The sequence below is a fragment of the Paenibacillus sp. MAH-35 genome (genome assembly GCF_058135425.1).
Genome location: NZ_JBYUPU010000011.1, coordinates 23,960 through 39,630 on the forward strand (window position 1 = coordinate 23,960; position 15,671 = coordinate 39,630).

Below are 15,671 nucleotides of genomic sequence, written 5' to 3' on the forward strand. Positions count from 1 at the left end.
GGCGGGTGTTAAAACCCGTCGTTGTCGAAGTTCGTGAACGACTCGTACGATATTTCCTCTTCCGGCGTATTCCGAAGTTCTACAATAACATTAAACGTATCATAAGTATACTCCGATTCGCGAATGAATATATCCGGATGTTCAATCACTTTGGTCGAAGGCATCGCCATAATCTCGCGGAGCAGCATATGATGCTTCTCGTTGGAGCGCATCGTAGATACGATTCCGTCGATGATAAACACGTTGGAAGGATTCATTTCGTCGTCCGACATTTGACTGCGTACCGTCTGTCTGAGCAGCGTCGAGGATACGAACGTCCATCGCTTCTTGGCGCATACGCTTCCGGCGATGATCGATTCGGTTTTGCCGACGCGCGGCATTCCCCGAAGCCCTATGACCTGATTGCCCTCCTGCTTGCACAGCTCGCCCAGAAAGTCGACCAATAGTCCCAATTCGTCGCGGGTGAACCGGAACGTCTTGCGGTCGTCGGAGTCGCGTTCGATGTATCGGCCGTGACGAACGGCCAAAATATCGACCAGCTTCGGTGCGCGAAGTGCCGATACAGTAATATTATCCACTTTTTTCAACATCTTACCCATCAATTCGATTTTTTCGTCGTCGTTCGTCTGCAGCAGCATGCCGCGGGTCCGGTCTTCGACGCCGTTGATGGTTAATATATTGATCTCCAGCATCCCCATCAGAGACGCGATATCGCCGAGCAACCCCGGACGGTTTTTATGTATTTTGTATTCCATGTACCACTGTTTCGTTTCCATCTGTTCTCACCTTTCCGCCAGTTGTCGACCCTTACCAAAACTATTCTACAATATTCGTCATTATCCTCCTAGCCTGTGTCTAAAAAAAGTTCCGTTACGCGGTAAAAGCCCCCTGCTAGAGGAGGCTTCGGACTTCCATCCGCTGTTCGGTTGTTAGGAGCGAACCAGTTTCACCATAAGACGGGCAATAGTCGTTTTTTCCTGCTCGTCCGCCACGTCCCACAGTTCCTTCAATACGCGTTCTTCTTTATTTTCCGGGTCGATCTTGTCGGACAAAAATTCTCCAAGCTGGGCGGCGAGTTTGGCGATCGTTTCGTCGCTCATGCCGGCGCTATGTGCCTGCTCCACTCGCTCGGACAAAAACTCTTTCCAGCGCTCGAAGTTTTTCAATACAGTTGCCATGATCGGTTTCCTCCTTGTCGCTGTAAGTTACGATGCAACAATTGTAGGATGTGCCGATTGCGTCGTCCGTATACGAACGCTGCTTGTCCAACTTCAGGAAAACGGTCGGTTCAGGTTAGCCAGCCGCCGTTCGGACTGATGATTTGCCCGGTGATATACCCCGATTCGGGAAGAGCGATAAAATAGACCAGAGAAGCGATTTCATCGGGATGCGCAAATCTGCCGGCGGGAATGTCGTTTTGCAGCGCTTCCTTCTCGGCCGTATTCCATTTGTCGTTCATTGACGTCTCTACGACTCCCGGGGCGACGGCGTTGACGGTGACGCCCGAAGGCGCCAGCTCTTTGGCCAGCGCTTTCGTAAATGCGTTCACCCCGCCTTTGGCGGTGGAATAGACGACCTCGCAGGAAGCGCCGGATATGCCCCAGACGGACGAAACATTAATGATTCGGCCGTACTTTTGCTTGATCATCGAATCCATAAACAGCTGGGTGCACATGAACATGCCTTTCAAATTAACGTCCATCACATGCGCCCATTCATCCTCGGAAACGTCCTGCAGCAGTCCGTAGTGGGCGACTCCCGCATTGTTGACCAGAATATCCGGCACCATTCCGTGCTTCTCCATCTTTTCCTTCATCCGCTGCAGCTGTTCTTTCGAGCGTACGTCCGCCGTTACCGTCAATACGTTCGCGCCGAGATTCAGACAGGCCCGCGCCGTTTCGTTGGCCGCCTCGTGAGAATGCAAGTAATGGATGACGACCTTCATACCGACGGAGGCGAAGCGTTGGGCGATGGCTGCCCCAATGCCCCGGCTCGCACCGGTAATGAGCACGGTCGTCTCGGAGAACGGCTTAATCATCCTTGCGGGCTCCGCACGATCGATATGGCAAACCGGTCGAAATCGGCATGCTCGCGCAGTCTCTCATTGGCCTCTTCCAGCGTAACCGACTCGTATACGCCAAGCACGTCAAACAGGCTCGTATTTTTAAATTCATACTTCGTAAACTCGTTGGCCATCGCTTCCGGTGAGTTCATCATGCGCAAAAAGCCGCCGATTTTCTTTTTTCTACTTCGTTCAAACGACTCTGCACTGATTCCTTCGGACTTGGCGCGTTCCAGAGCCGCCTTCACCCGCTGTACAAGCTCGTCGGGATTTTTCGTATCGCCTCCGATAATGGAGAACGCATAGTTGGAATTGCAGTTGTATTCGTGACCGAACGTATCGGAGATCAGCCCGTCGTCGTACAAATCACGGTACAGCTGGGAACTCGGACTAAGCAGGGCGTCCAGCACGAGCTTCGTCGTCATTTCCCGCTTCAGCGGCCCGCCCTTCTCCCCTTCAGTGCTCAGCTCCTTAAAGCCGAACAGGCATTTCGGGAGCGATACGGGGAGCTCGATCACTTTCTCGCGCTCGCTTACCTGACTCGGCTCTTCCTCGAAGAAGCGGCGGATGTCGCCCTGAGACGGGAACGTTTTGGCTGCCTGGTTGTCGCGGACCAGCTGCATAATCGGCTCGACTTCGACGCCTCCGACAACGAACAGGCTCATGTTGCTCGGATGATAAAACGTATGGTAACACTCGTACAACGTATCCTTAGTAATCTGGGCAATCGAATCGATCGTCCCGGCAATGTCGATCCGCACCGGATGCTTGCTGTACAGCGCCTCGATCAGGCCGAAATAAACGCGCCAATCGGGATTGTCCCGGTACATGTTGATCTCTTGGCCGATGATTCCTTTTTCTTTCTCGACGTTTTGCTCGGTAAAGTACGGGTTTTGCACGAAATTGATCAATGTCGTCAGGTTTTCGGTTACCTGCTCGGTTGCCGAGAACAAATAAACCGTTCGGTCGAAACTGGTGAACGCGTTGGCCGAAGCGCCCTGGGAAGCGAACGTGGCGAAAATGTCGCCGGTCGGCTCTTCGAACATCTTATGCTCCAGAAAATGAGCGATTCCGTCCGGAACCGATACTTCCTGCTTGCCCTCGACTTGAAAATGGTTGTCGATCGAACCGTACTTGGTCGAAAACGTCGCGTAAATTTTATGAAATCCGGGCTTCGGCAGGACGTATACTTTGAGTCCGTTCGGCAGCTGCTCGTAATAAAGCGTCTCTTTCAGTCGGGTAAACGGTATCGTTTGCATGCGTCACTCCCCCTTCCGGTCTCTCAAAAAGTATACGGTGTCGAGCTTAACGCCTTGGGCTACGCGGCGAATCGCTTCGACGTCCACCCGTCCGATCTGTTCGATCAGCTCGGCTGCCGAGCGCACCTTGCCGGAGAGCTGATTATTGAAGTCCAGCGAGATGGTCTCATACGCCGAATCCTGGCTTTCGCGCAGCTGGTTCGAGATCATGGCGCGCGTCTGCGACAGCTCCAGGTCGCTGTATTGGCCTTCGTTCATTTGGGCGATCTGCTTCTGAATAATGTCTACCGCTTTTTCATAGTTGGCGAATTCGATCCCGGACTGAATCGTTAAAATGCCTTTGTGGCCGTCCAGACGGGAAGAAGCGTAATAAGCGAGACTCTCCTTCTCCCTGACGTTTAAGAACAGCTTGGAATGCGGATAACCGCCTAAAATTCCGTTATACATCAGCATCGCCGGATAATCGTCGTCCGAATAAGTTACATAAGTGCGAAGCCCCATATTCAGCTTGCCTTGCGTTACATCTAGACGCTCGACTACCGTGTTGACCTGTTCCACCTGCCGGTGCTCGGGCTTTTGGTTATACGCGACGGATTGCGGAGGATTCCACTTAAAAGCCGCTTCGACAAGCGGTTTAACCTCGGCCAGCGTCGTATTGCCCACCACGTATACGTCGATCGGCGATTCCGCAAGCCACTGTTTGTAGGAAGCGTACAAAGATTCGGGCGTAATGGCTGCCAAATCGTCTACTTTGCCGAGCGGGTGGAGCCGGTACGGCTCGTTTTTGCACATCTCCTCCATGCAGCGCTCTGCGGCATAACGGATTTTATCGTTAATGATGGCTTCGATTCGTTTGCGAAGCGTATCTTTCTCCGCTTCCACATATTTGGTTCTGAAAGCGCCGTTCTCCAATACCGGATCGGTAATCGCCTCACCGACGAATTGCACAGCCTGCTCCAGCATCGAGCCGGAGTCCGAGACAAAGTCGTCATGAATCATATCCATGCGGAACTGGACGATCTGGTAGTCGCCTCTTTTGTAAATATCGAAGCCGAAGCCGGCTCCGTACAGGTCGTCCTGGCGTTCCCGGAACTGCTTGGTTTCGGGCAAGCTGGATGTGCCCCTGCGAAGAACGAACGGCGTGAGCGCTACCGGCGTTACGGACGATTCATTCAACGGACGTCCTATGTATACCGAGATAGCGTACGTCTTAAACTGATCCGTCGGCAGAACGTGCAATCTCACGTTTCCCACGGTATCCCTTTCGAATGCAGACTTATTCAAAGGCAACTTGCTCCCTTCCGCTTGTGATGGATGCCGTGTATCTACTGCCATTGTATCGACCTCTTTTCCATTATATTCTTCTAGAAACAGAAGAAGCAACCTAACCGGTTACTTCTTCTCCAGCTTCCTCGTTTCGGACTAGTTGCAAAAGATATGTTTGCCAATTTTTTTGACCTGCACCCGTGTCCAGATCCATTTGGAGGTGGCGGTCTCCGGGTTGAAGTAATAGAGGCATCCGCCGGAAGGATCGTAGCCGTTCAAAGCGTCCTGTACCGCTTTTTTGGCTGTATCGTTCGGTGTTAGCCAGATCTGTCCGTCCGCTACCGCCGTGAACGCCCCCGGCTGGAAAATAACGCCTGATACGGTGTTCGGAAAACTCGCCGACCGGACCCGGTTTAAAATAACGGCGGCTACGGCAATCTGCCCGACATACGGCTCGCCTCTCGCTTCCCCGTATACGGCGTTTGCCATCAGGTTCAGGTCCTGCTCGGACAACCCGAGATTGTTCGAGCTGGGCAGCTTTTGTCCGGCGCCTGCACCTGCGCCGCCTCCGGCCGCCGTTCCCGGAGCCGGCGCTGCCGGAGCCGCTTGTTCCGCGCCCTTGCGGGGAGTGCGGTCCGGCGACCATTCCTTCGTCGCTTCCCACAGTTTTAATTTGGTCTTGCTGCCGACCAGGCCGTCTACCTTCATTCCGAATTTGTACTGAAAGTTTTTGACCGCTTGCAGCGTACTGTAGCCAAAGTCGCCGTCCACATCGCCATGGTAATACCCGAGCATTTTCAGCCTGCCCTGAAGCTCGTAGACGTCGCCTCCTTTGGCGCCGTACCGAACCTCCCAGTTTCCAAACGTTTGTTCGGAGTAGTATTTGCTCTTGATTTGCATGCCTGCCAGCAAAAACAATACGGTACATATCGTTATGACCACAAGTCGCTTGTTCATGTCCGTCTACCTTCCCTTTGTCATATTGCAGTCGGATTCACGCCTTATTATGACAAAGCTGGTGCCGGATTATGCAATGAAAGGAGTCTAAAAACGTCCCGATGATCCAAACGAAAGGACCTCAGGCTTCCACGATAACGTGGAGGCTGAGGTCCTTTTTCTTAAGGGAACTCGGTTCTAAGCGGGGCTTACAAAATCGTAAAACGACTTAGGAGAACAGCCCTCTTGCATCTATGACGATATGCGGCTGTGCTGATACTGCTCCAAGGAGACGAGCACTTCTCTCGGCTTGCTGCCTTCATAAGGACCGACGATCCCTTTGGCCTCCATCGAGTCGATCAGCCGGGCCGCCCGCGTATAACCTACGCGCATCCGCCGTTGCAGCAGCGAGACCGAGGCCTGCTTGGCTTCAAGCACGATCTGGACCGCTTGATCGTACAACTCATCCTCGACCTGCTCCTCTTCCGCCGACGCTTCTTCCACCTCGGGAACCATTTCTTCCCGGTAGATCGCTTCCTCCTGGGTTTTGCAGAACGTAACGACGGACTCGACCTCCTGGTCGGACAGAAACGCTCCCTGCACGCGAATCGGCTTGGATGCGCCGACCGGCAGGAACAGCATATCCCCGCGGCCTAGCAGCTTTTCCGCTCCCGCCATATCGAGAATCGTTCTGGAGTCAACCTGCGACGATACGCCGAATGCGATCCGCGAAGGAATGTTGGCCTTGATCAGACCAGTAATAACGTCTACGGATGGCCGCTGGGTCGCGATAATCAGATGGATGCCTGCGGCACGCGCTTTCTGGGCGAGGCGGCAGATCGAATCCTCGACATCGCTTGCGGCGACCATCATCAGGTCGGCGAGCTCGTCCAGAATCACGACGATATACGGCAGCGGCTCGCCTTCCCTTTTCTCCTCAGGCATCGTGTTATAACCTTCGATATTCCGCGTGCCGAACTTGGAGAACAGGTCGTACCGTTTCTCCATCTCGCCGACGATTTTCTTCAGCGCCAGCGACGCTCTTCTCGGATCGGTTACGACCGGTGCGAGCAAATGTGGAATGCCGTTGTACATATTCAGCTCGACCATCTTCGGGTCGATCATCAGAAACTTCACTTCGTCCGGCTTCGCTTTGTACAAAATGCTCGTTATGATCCCGTTGATACAGACCGACTTCCCGGAGCCTGTCGCTCCCGCTACGAGCAAGTGAGGCATCTTGGCCAGATTGCCGACGATCGCTTGTCCGGAAATGTCGCGGCCGAAAGCGATCGACAGTTTCGAGGCCGATTCCTGGAACACCAGACTCTCCATCACTTCCCGCATCGTAACGACGGCGATTTCCGGGTTCGGAACTTCGATGCCGATCGCCGATTTGCCGGGGATCGGCGCTTCCATCCGGATATCCTTGGCAGCGAGCGCAAGCGCAATATCATCGGTTAAGCTGACCACTTTGCTTACTTTGACGCCGACATCCGGCTGAATCTCATAACGGGTGACCGACGGCCCTCTGACCACCTCCAGCACCTTCGTGCGGACTCCGAAGCTTTCGAGCGTCGTTTCCAGCTTGCGGGCGATCGTCTTGAAGTCGACGGAGTCCCCTCCTTTGCCCGAACCGCTCGGCTTGGCAAGCAGCGAGAAAGCCGGCAGCTCGTAAGGCTTGGCCGGAGGCCGTTCCGGTTCTTTGTGGAAGGTCATATCTCCGTCCCCGTCTGCCTCCACCGGCAGTTTGATCTTGATCTGATTGGAAGGAGGCTGCATGGCCGTGACGGCAGGCTGCGGCAGCGCCGGGGGCTCCTGGATGGCTGGAGGAAGCCGCTCCGGCGTTTCTTGCTCCGCAATATGCTCCTGAAAATCGCGGATTAACGGAATCGAGGAATCCGCCTCCGTCCCGCGGTTTTCCATATCGTCATCATAGTCCGGCTTGGGAACGTTCCCGTCTTCTTTCCCATTGGCCGAATATACGATCTGCCCGTCATCCTCCTCGTCGATATCCGGTCCTGCAGGTGCGGTTTGCTTGCGCTGCAGCATTTGGAAAAAGACCGGCTTTTTCTTCTCCCGGATCACGACAGGTCCGGTAATCTCGTCGTCGAAATCGTCGTCCAGCGGAATTTGCGGCCTGACCGCCTTGCGGGTACGAACTGGCTTCGGTTTCTCCGGGCTTTTGAGCAGCTCGAACATATGCGAGAACGTATCCCGCAGCCGGCCTCCGCTGCCGCGGAACAGACGCTTGGCCTTGCTTCCGAGATCGACATAGGAGATACCGGTGATCAGCACGAAGCCGATCGCGAATAAAGCGTACTCGATCAGCCGGGCTCCGAGATTATCGAACAAAAAGTACAAGCAAGCGTACAGTACGGCCCCGACCATGCCGCCTCCCACCTGATTGGCAAGCACCGCTTCATTTTGCGGGCTTAGCCCGTCGATCAAGCTGGCCCAGGTCTGGCTTACGATCCACGAGGAGGAGAGCTGGTCCCCATTCGGACTAAGCAATTGAAACATCGTAATATGGTTCATGATCAAAAAACCGAGAATCACGAGCAAAAATCCCGACTTGCGCGCCGTCCAGCCGCGCGGCCAATTTCTGCGAATCATCACATACAACCCTATGTATACGAAAATGACCGGCACGACCCAATCGAGCACTCCGAGGAAAAATCGAAACAAATACATGAGCGACCTCGCGACGGAACCTTCGTGAGACAAAGCGATTACCGAGAAGATGAGGATCAGGATGCCGTACAATTCGAACTTCAGCTGTGTTGAGAGCGAGCCGCTCTTTTTTCTTCTTTTGGCCAGTGTCCACACCTCCGTATATCAGCATCAGATGGCAGCAGCTAGCAAGCGGTCATCGTCGAAATCCTGACAACGCCAAAAAGATCCCTCCGCGGACAAGCAATCAAGACGGATCAGACAACTTCTCCGGTAGCTATTATATCATACTTTCCAAAAAACGGCGCAAATAAAAACACTTGTTCGCACAAAAAAAGAAGCGCATGATAACGCGCTCCTTATCCGGCGGTCTCAAACCGGTTTAAATTCGATCAATTGCCCGGGGGCGTAAGCGGGATTTAAATAATGCATCGGGTCCGGCGATAACAGGCGGACAATCTTTCCTTGGAAGGGCGAGACGGCTTCCACTTGCATCAAAACACCGCCGACGGTCACTTCCTGGGAAGCGGGGCGGGAATCATTCAAGCCGTCCAACACAGTATCGAGTGGAACTTCCGTGTATAAGATCATTGTACGATCCTTCCTTTCATGCTGCGATATTGATCGATTCGCATATTTAATTGCCGGATCGCCTCTCCGACGCCTCCGACCGCATCGATCAGCCCGTACTTGACTGCATCGATTCCAATCACGGTCGTCCCGATGTCGCGCGTAAGCTCGCCGGTTTTGAACATTAACTCTTTGAGCTTGTGTTCTGTAATGTTGGAATGACTTGTGATGAAGCGAAGAACCCGTTCCTGCATTTTATCCAGATACTCGAACGTTTGCGGAACTCCAATCACGAGTCCATTCAGTCGGATCGGATGAATCGTCATCGTCGCCGTTTCCGCGATTAAGGAATAGTTGGACGAAACCGCGATCGGAACGCCGATACTATGTCCCCCGCCAAGCACTAGGGTTACTGTAGGTTTGGACATCGACGTTATCATTTCCGCTATCGCAAGTCCGGCCTCCACATCGCCGCCGACGGTATTTAATATGATCAGAATGCCTTCAATCTTCGGATTTTGTTCCGCCGCGACCAGCTGCGGGATCAGATGCTCGTATTTGGTCGTTTTATTTTGCGGCGGCAGCACGAGATGCCCTTCTACTTGTCCGATGATCGTCATACAATAAATATTCGATTCTGTCCCGGCAGGCGTGGTCGTCTGCCCTAATTGCTGGATCGTCTCGACCGTCGCACTTCTTCTTTTCTCTTCGGCTACGTCTGGCTGCTCTTGCTCATTTATCGGCTTATCCGGCATGGCGAACCCTCCCTTATCGTGTCCTTCATAGTATGATTGGGTCCGGGATTTTTATCCGAAGGAAAAAATACCTTGTTGTTGTTGAGTCTCCCTGCAATCGAAGCCGTTGAACAAAAAAAGAAAAGCCATTCCGTCTTAAGCCGGAATAGCTTCGAAAAATTCGTGTTTCGGGTATCTTCGGGTTCAGTGACTAGATCTGTCGTGTCATTACACTTCCATAATGATCGGCAAAATCATTGGTCTTCTTCGGGTTTGTTCATATAAAAATCGTCCAAGCGCATCTTTTACATGGGTTTTGAGCGAAGCCCATTCGTTTACATTCTCTACCATCAGCCGGTTCAACGTGCTGCTGACAATACGGTTCGCTTCGTCGAGTAATCCTTCGGATTCGCGAACGTACACGAATCCTCTGGAAATAATATCGGGGCCGGACAAGATCGTACCGTCCTGCTTGCTGAGCGTTACGACGACAACCAAAATTCCGTCCTGCGACAGCAGCTTCCGGTCGCGGAGTACGATGTTCCCCACGTCTCCGACGCCAAGACCGTCGATAAGCACGTTTCCGCAGGAAACGCGAGGCCCTCTCCGGGCGACGCCGCTTTGAATTTCGATCGTATCGCCAATATCCACGATGAAGATATCTTCCCGATCAATGCCTACCGATTCCGCAAGCAAAGCGTGCTGACGGAGCATCCGGTATTCGCCGTGAATCGGAATGAAATATTTCGGCTTCATAATGTTCAGCATCAGCTTCAGCTCTTCTTGGCTGCCGTGTCCCGAAACGTGTACTCCGGAAACCGATCCCGGACCGTAAATTACGTTTGCTCCGATACGGAACAATTCGTCGACGGTCCGTCCAACATACCGCTCGTTGCCGGGGATCGGTGTCGCCGCGATCACGACGGTATCCCCAGGCAAAATGTCTACCTTGCGGTGATTGGCGCGCGCCATCCGCGTAAGCGCGGACATAGGCTCGCCTTGGCTGCCTGTAGACAAGATGACGACCCGGTCTGCGGCAAGCTTGTTCACTTCTTCCGGCTCAATCAGCATGCCGTCCGGAATATTTAAATAGCCGAGTTCGCTTGCAATGTTTACGACGTTGACCATGCTTCTTCCGATTACCGTAAGCTTCCGGCGGGTAGCTTCCGCCGCGTCGACTACTTGCTGGAGGCGATGCACGTTCGAAGCAAAAGTCGCTACGACTACGCGCTGCTTCGCCTTGCGGAACACTTCCTCCAGTTCGATGCCGACCGTACGTTCGGAGCCCGTAAAGCCAGGACGCTCCGCATTCGTGCTATCCGATAAAAGCGCCAAAACGCCCCGGCTGCCGATCGCTGCCATCTTATGCAAATCGGCATATTGCTGGTTGACCGGAGTCTGGTCAAATTTGAAATCACCGGTATGAACGACGAGCCCTTCGGGTGTATCCAGGCAGACGCCTACCGAGTCCGGTATGCTGTGATTCACTCTGAAGAATGTAGCTTTAATTGCGCCGAGCTGCACTTCCGAATCCGAGTTAATCAGAATTCGTTTCGTTTCACCGAGCAGATTCGCTTCCTTCAGCTTGCCTTCGATTAGTCCGAGCGTAAGCTTCGTCCCATACACAGGTACGTTCAAATGTTTGAGTACATAAGGCAAACCGCCGATATGGTCCTCATGGCCGTGCGTAATCAAGATCCCTCTGACTTTATCGCGGTTCTCCGTTAAATAAGAGATATCGGGGATAACGATATCAATGCCGAGCATATCCTCCTCCGGGAACTTCAAACCGGAATCGATAACGACGATGTCGTTAGCATATTGCACGACATACATATTTTTGCCGATTTCGCCCACGCCGCCCAGAGCGAAAATCGATAATTTATCTATATTTTTCTTAGACAAGACTATACCTCCTAAATTTATATTGACGACGATCTTTATATTCCCGAACCAAAGATAACCCGAACCAGTCACTTGTCATTTATTATACATGAACCGGATGGCGGAATACAAGTCGGGCGAAAACGAATACAACGGGGAGTGCCGCAAGCCGCGCGGGAGGCCGGACGGGCAAGGATCGGGCGTGACCGGGCAGCCTGGAGCGGCACCTTTCGGCTCGATATTTAGCTTACTCCAAAATGAAAAAGCCGTCCGGAAAAGAAGCGTCCGGACGGTATTTTGACGTGAAACCTTACGTATGCGCGTGGAAAGTAATGAGTACCCGCACTCAAGCCGCTCGCCTCAGTCGTATTGTCTTGTTTAGACTTGGCGGTAACAACACAACTTCAATTGAGGCCCGAATTTCACACCCAGTGTGATTTTGGTCGTGGTTCATGCCAAATTCACACCCAGTGTGATTTTGGTCGTGGTTCATGCCAAATTCACACCCAGTGTGATTTTGGCTAGCTTCTTTATCTTCATGCGGTGATATGGTGGCTAACGAACCCAGCAATCGTTATCAGAGCCGATGCAGACGTTTGAATTTGCAACGAACTCTTGTATGGTTATTCCCGCAAATCGGATCGTTTTTTTCCACTTTCGGTTCGATAACGATCCCCGGATTCGTTACGTCTGGAATAATGTCGTTTTCCAGCCATAAGCACGATACGATTCGTTAGTCATCGAACCTGAGTAGTATACTTTCATAAACGCTAAGTAAAGAAACCTCTTCCCTACCCTTTAGCACGGTAAAGAACTTGAACTTTCCGGCATATAAAAAAACCGATGCCTACCGGCACCGGTCGAACTTTCGAACATTTATTGGAACAACGCGCGAATGAAACGCTGCTCATCCTCTGTCGCAGACACGAGCGGCAGCCGGACTTCGCCCACCGGCATGCCAAACAGGCTGAGCGCATACTTGACCGGTACCGGATTCGGCACGCGATGCGGACAGTTGAACAACCCGCCGAAGACGGGGCGCAGCTTCGCATGCAATTGTGCAGCTTTCGACACATTTCCTTCGACGTAAGCTCCTACCATCTCCTGCATCTCTTTGCCGATCACATGACTGGCGACGCTGACGATCCCGTAAGCGCCTACGGACAGCATAGGGAGAGTGAGAATATCGTCGCCGCTGTATACCCGGAAGCTTTCCGGCGCATTGGCCGTCAATTCCGAGATCAGATCGAAATCCGAATGCGCTTCTTTCGTAGCCACTACGTTCGGCAGTTGCGCCAGCTTCAAGGTTGTTGCGGCCGACACGGTGATGCCTGTACGGGACGGAATGTTGTACAGCATGACCGGCAGCCTCGTCGCTTGAGCAGCCGCTTTGAAATGTTCGTATATTCCCTCTTGGGATGGGCGATTGTAATAAGGGGCGACAAGCAAAACCCCGTCAACGCCCGCTTTTTCCGCTTCGCGGGTTAGATGAATCGTATGGACCGTATCGTAGCTGCCGGTTCCCGCAATAATTTTGCAGCGTCCCTTCGCTTGATCAACAGCCAGACGGAACAACTCCAGCTTCTCTTCCTCCGTCAAGGTCGGGGATTCGCCCGTAGTTCCGCATACCACCAGACTGTCGGACTTCTGCTCCTCAATCAAAAAATCGACCAGACGTCTCGCTTGATTCCAATCAACTCGAAGCTCGGAATCGAACGGGGTCACCATGGCGGTAATGACTCTTCCGAAGTTCACTTTATATTCCTCCTAAGAACTTTGCTTTAGCAAAGTTGGCATCGTAAGCATCAACAGAACTTTGCTTTAGCAAAGTTGGCATCGTAAGCATCAACAGAACTTTGCTTTAGCAAAGTTGGCATCGTAAGCATCTGCAAAACTTCGCTTCAGCAAAGCCGGCATCTCAAGCATACTAAGAACACTTAAGGTTTATCAAGCATAAAAGCGTGGTGCAAAGCTTGGATCGCCTGGACCATATCCGTTTCTTTCACAAGAACCCAGATCGTCGCGGTCGAATCCGCCGATTGCAAAATCGGTATGTCACGCTCCGTCAAGGACTCGACAATTCTCGCCATCACTCCCGGAACGCCGTTCATACCTCCGCCGATTACGGACACTTTCGCGCATCCGGTAACGAACTCGGGCGAATATCCCATCTTGCCCAGAACGTCGAGCGCACGTCCGGCCTCGTGTTCAAATACGGTGTAGGTGACGCCGGACACGTTCACGTTAATAAAATCAACGCTGATCTGATTCGACGCCATCGCCTTGAACACGTTCAGAGACAAGTCATATTGTCCGTCCTGCGCGGCAACCTTGATCTGGGTCACCGGAGCGACATGGGCGATCCCTGTAACGAACCGGTCCCGGAGCCTCCGATCCGACAGCTCGGTCTCGGCTGCCCGGGTGACAAGCGTCCCTTCGTCTTCAGAGAACGTCGACCGTACCCGGATCGGTACGCCGGCTTCCATGGCGATCTCGACGGCGCGTGGATGAATCACTTTGGCACCTTGATAAGCCATATTGCATATTTCGGCATAAGTGACTTTATCGATAGGCTTGGCCTCGGATACGATCCTCGGGTCCGCCGTAAACACGCCTTCAACGTCGGTAAAAATATCGACCCGTTCGGCTCGCAGCGCTGAGCCCAGCGCCGTAGCCGTCGTATCGCTGCCGCCTCTTCCGAGTGTTGTAATATCGCCCTGGGCCGTCTCCCCTTGAAAACCGGGGACGATGACCACTCTGCTTTCGGACAATGCCTGAACGATCCGGGACGGCTGAATGGAATCGATCCGGGCGTCGCCGAACCGATCGTTCGTCCGAATTCCGGCTTGCGCTCCTGTATATACGACGGACGATACGTTTTCCGCTTCCAACAGACTGCATAATACGGCTGCGGATATAATCTCGCCGCAGTGCATTAACAGATCCCTTTCCCTTGCGGGCAGGCAATTTCCATTACTGCGGGCTAGCTCTAGCAATGAATCGGTGGCGTAAGGTTCCCCTTTTCTGCCCATTGCGGATACGACTACGACCAAGTGGAACGATTCGGCTAAGGCTCGCCTGATATGCCGAATGGCATGGCTTCTGGCTCGGGCGTCGGAGAGGGAAGTTCCGCCGAACTTCTGCACCAATATGCGCATTGGTTTCCCTCCAAGCCGGAAATGTTTCGATCTGCTTACAGACAGATCGAAACATTTCGCTTCGGTATTCCATATTTATTTCATTAATGCTGCTCGATGGCGATGTATTCGGCAATCTGCACCGCATTCCAAGCTGCGCCCTTCAATAAATTGTCGGACACGATCCATAGGTTCAGCCCACGCGGATTGGACAGATCGCGGCGAACGCGGCCAACGAATGTGTCGAGCTTGCCGGCCGCTTCCGTAGCGAGCGGGTACTGCTGCTGTTGCAAGTTGTCCTGCAGTACGATTCCCGGAGCGGCGGCAAGAAGCGATTTTACTTCTTCCACGTCAAAATCGCTTTTAAGTTCGACATAAACCGACTCCGAGTGACCGTACACAACCGGAATACGGACACAGGTAGCCGTTACCTCAAGCGATTCGTCATCCAACATTTTTTTCGTTTCGTTGATCATTTTCATTTCTTCATAAGTAAAGCCGTTTTCCGTAAACTTGTCGATTTGCGGAATGGCATTAAAAGCGATTTGATGTTTAACCGGCAAAGAACCAACCGGTAAAAGCTCCGGAGCCGCCTCGCGGCCTTCCATCACTTCCTTGGACTGGCGCAGCATTTCCTGAATCGCTTTCGCTCCGGCCCCCGATACGGCCTGATACGTCGAAACGATAATGCGCGAGATGCCATATCGATCGTACAGCGGTTTCAAGGCGGCCACCATCTGGATCGTCGAACAGTTCGGATTGGCGATAATGCCCCGATGATCGCTGATTTTATCGATATTGACTTCCGGGACGATAAGCGGGGTATCCGGGTCCATCCGGTATGCGCTAGTATTATCGATACATACCGCTCCATGCTCTACCGCATGAGGAATGAGCTCGCGGCTGACGTCTCCGCCCGCGCTGAACAAAGCGATGTCGATTCCTTCAAAACTTTCCGGAGTCGCTTCCTCGATCGTAATCTCACGTTCTTTGAACCGGACCTTCTTTCCGGCGGAACGCGCGGACGAGAGCAGTTTCAGCTCATGGAGCGGGAAGTTACGTTCGTCCAGCAGGCGGATAATTTGCTCGCCTACCGCACCGGTAGATCCGACTACGGCGACATTGAATCGTTTTTGGCTCGACATGACCTGAT

The 15,671-nt window shown here is 52.9% G+C and carries 13 protein-coding genes; all 13 read right to left on the minus strand.

All coding sequences use genetic code 11. The annotated features are described in order from the left end of the window. Positions 1-8: 8 nt before the first annotated feature. The 13 genes from AC3Y2E_RS14055 to AC3Y2E_RS14115 all read right to left on the minus strand — a co-directional run bounded on the left by AC3Y2E_RS14055 (position 9) and on the right by AC3Y2E_RS14115 (position 15,663). Positions 9-776 (minus strand): DUF3388 domain-containing protein, encoded by a 768-nt coding sequence (locus AC3Y2E_RS14055; RefSeq protein WP_190926531.1) that lies wholly within the window; start codon positions 774-776, stop codon positions 9-11. A 153-nt stretch (positions 777-929) separates the two neighbouring features. After that, positions 930-1,178: a DUF3243 domain-containing protein gene (locus AC3Y2E_RS14060; RefSeq protein WP_379211251.1), complete on the minus strand. Its 249-nt coding sequence runs from the start codon at positions 1,176-1,178 to the stop codon at positions 930-932. A gap of 110 nt (positions 1,179-1,288) precedes the next feature. Further along, positions 1,289-2,038 (minus strand): elongation factor P 5-aminopentanone reductase, encoded by a 750-nt coding sequence (gene ymfI / locus AC3Y2E_RS14065; protein ID WP_379211253.1) that lies wholly within the window; start codon positions 2,036-2,038, stop codon positions 1,289-1,291. Then, positions 2,035-3,321 carry an EF-P 5-aminopentanol modification-associated protein YfmH gene (gene yfmH, locus AC3Y2E_RS14070; protein ID WP_379211255.1) on the minus strand — a complete coding sequence of 429 codons (1,287 nt, stop codon included), beginning with the start codon at positions 3,319-3,321 and terminating at the stop codon, positions 2,035-2,037. Before yfmH ends, ymfI begins: the two co-directional genes overlap by 4 nt. A 3-nt stretch (positions 3,322-3,324) precedes the next feature. Beyond that, entirely contained in the window at positions 3,325-4,605 is a 1,281-nt protein-coding gene (yfmF, locus tag AC3Y2E_RS14075) for an EF-P 5-aminopentanol modification-associated protein YfmF (protein ID WP_379211258.1), read from the minus strand. A gap of 138 nt (positions 4,606-4,743) precedes the next feature. Continuing rightward, positions 4,744-5,544: a spore cortex-lytic enzyme gene (gene sleB, locus AC3Y2E_RS14080; RefSeq protein WP_379211260.1), complete on the minus strand. Its 801-nt coding sequence runs from the start codon at positions 5,542-5,544 to the stop codon at positions 4,744-4,746. Between the two features lie 231 nt (positions 5,545-5,775). Next, positions 5,776-8,340, minus strand: a complete 2,565-nt coding sequence (locus AC3Y2E_RS14085) for an FtsK/SpoIIIE family DNA translocase (protein WP_379211600.1) — start codon at positions 8,338-8,340, stop codon at positions 5,776-5,778. A 225-nt stretch (positions 8,341-8,565) separates the two neighbouring features. Further along, a complete protein-coding gene (locus tag AC3Y2E_RS14090; protein ID WP_190932432.1) occupies positions 8,566-8,784 on the minus strand; it encodes a YlzJ-like family protein in 219 nt (72 codons plus the stop codon). Continuing rightward, positions 8,781-9,518, minus strand: coding sequence for a ClpP family protease (locus tag AC3Y2E_RS14095; RefSeq protein ID WP_332072471.1), 738 nt, complete (start codon positions 9,516-9,518; stop codon positions 8,781-8,783). The genes AC3Y2E_RS14090 and AC3Y2E_RS14095 overlap by 4 nt, the downstream gene beginning before the upstream one ends. A 207-nt stretch (positions 9,519-9,725) precedes the next feature. Further along, on the minus strand, positions 9,726-11,402 hold the full coding sequence (locus tag AC3Y2E_RS14100; RefSeq protein ID WP_332072472.1) for a ribonuclease J: 1,677 nt from the start codon (positions 11,400-11,402) through the stop codon (positions 9,726-9,728). Positions 11,403-12,257: 855 nt separating this feature from the next. After that, complete coding sequence (gene dapA, locus AC3Y2E_RS14105; RefSeq protein ID WP_379211264.1) at positions 12,258-13,136, minus strand: 4-hydroxy-tetrahydrodipicolinate synthase; 879 nt, start codon at positions 13,134-13,136, stop codon at positions 12,258-12,260. Between the two features lie 182 nt (positions 13,137-13,318). Further along, a complete protein-coding gene (gene dapG / locus AC3Y2E_RS14110; RefSeq protein WP_379211266.1) occupies positions 13,319-14,539 on the minus strand; it encodes an aspartate kinase in 1,221 nt (406 codons plus the stop codon). A gap of 83 nt (positions 14,540-14,622) precedes the next feature. Continuing rightward, positions 14,623-15,663 (minus strand): aspartate-semialdehyde dehydrogenase, encoded by a 1,041-nt coding sequence (locus AC3Y2E_RS14115; RefSeq protein WP_379211268.1) that lies wholly within the window; start codon positions 15,661-15,663, stop codon positions 14,623-14,625. Positions 15,664-15,671: the final 8 nt, after the last annotated feature.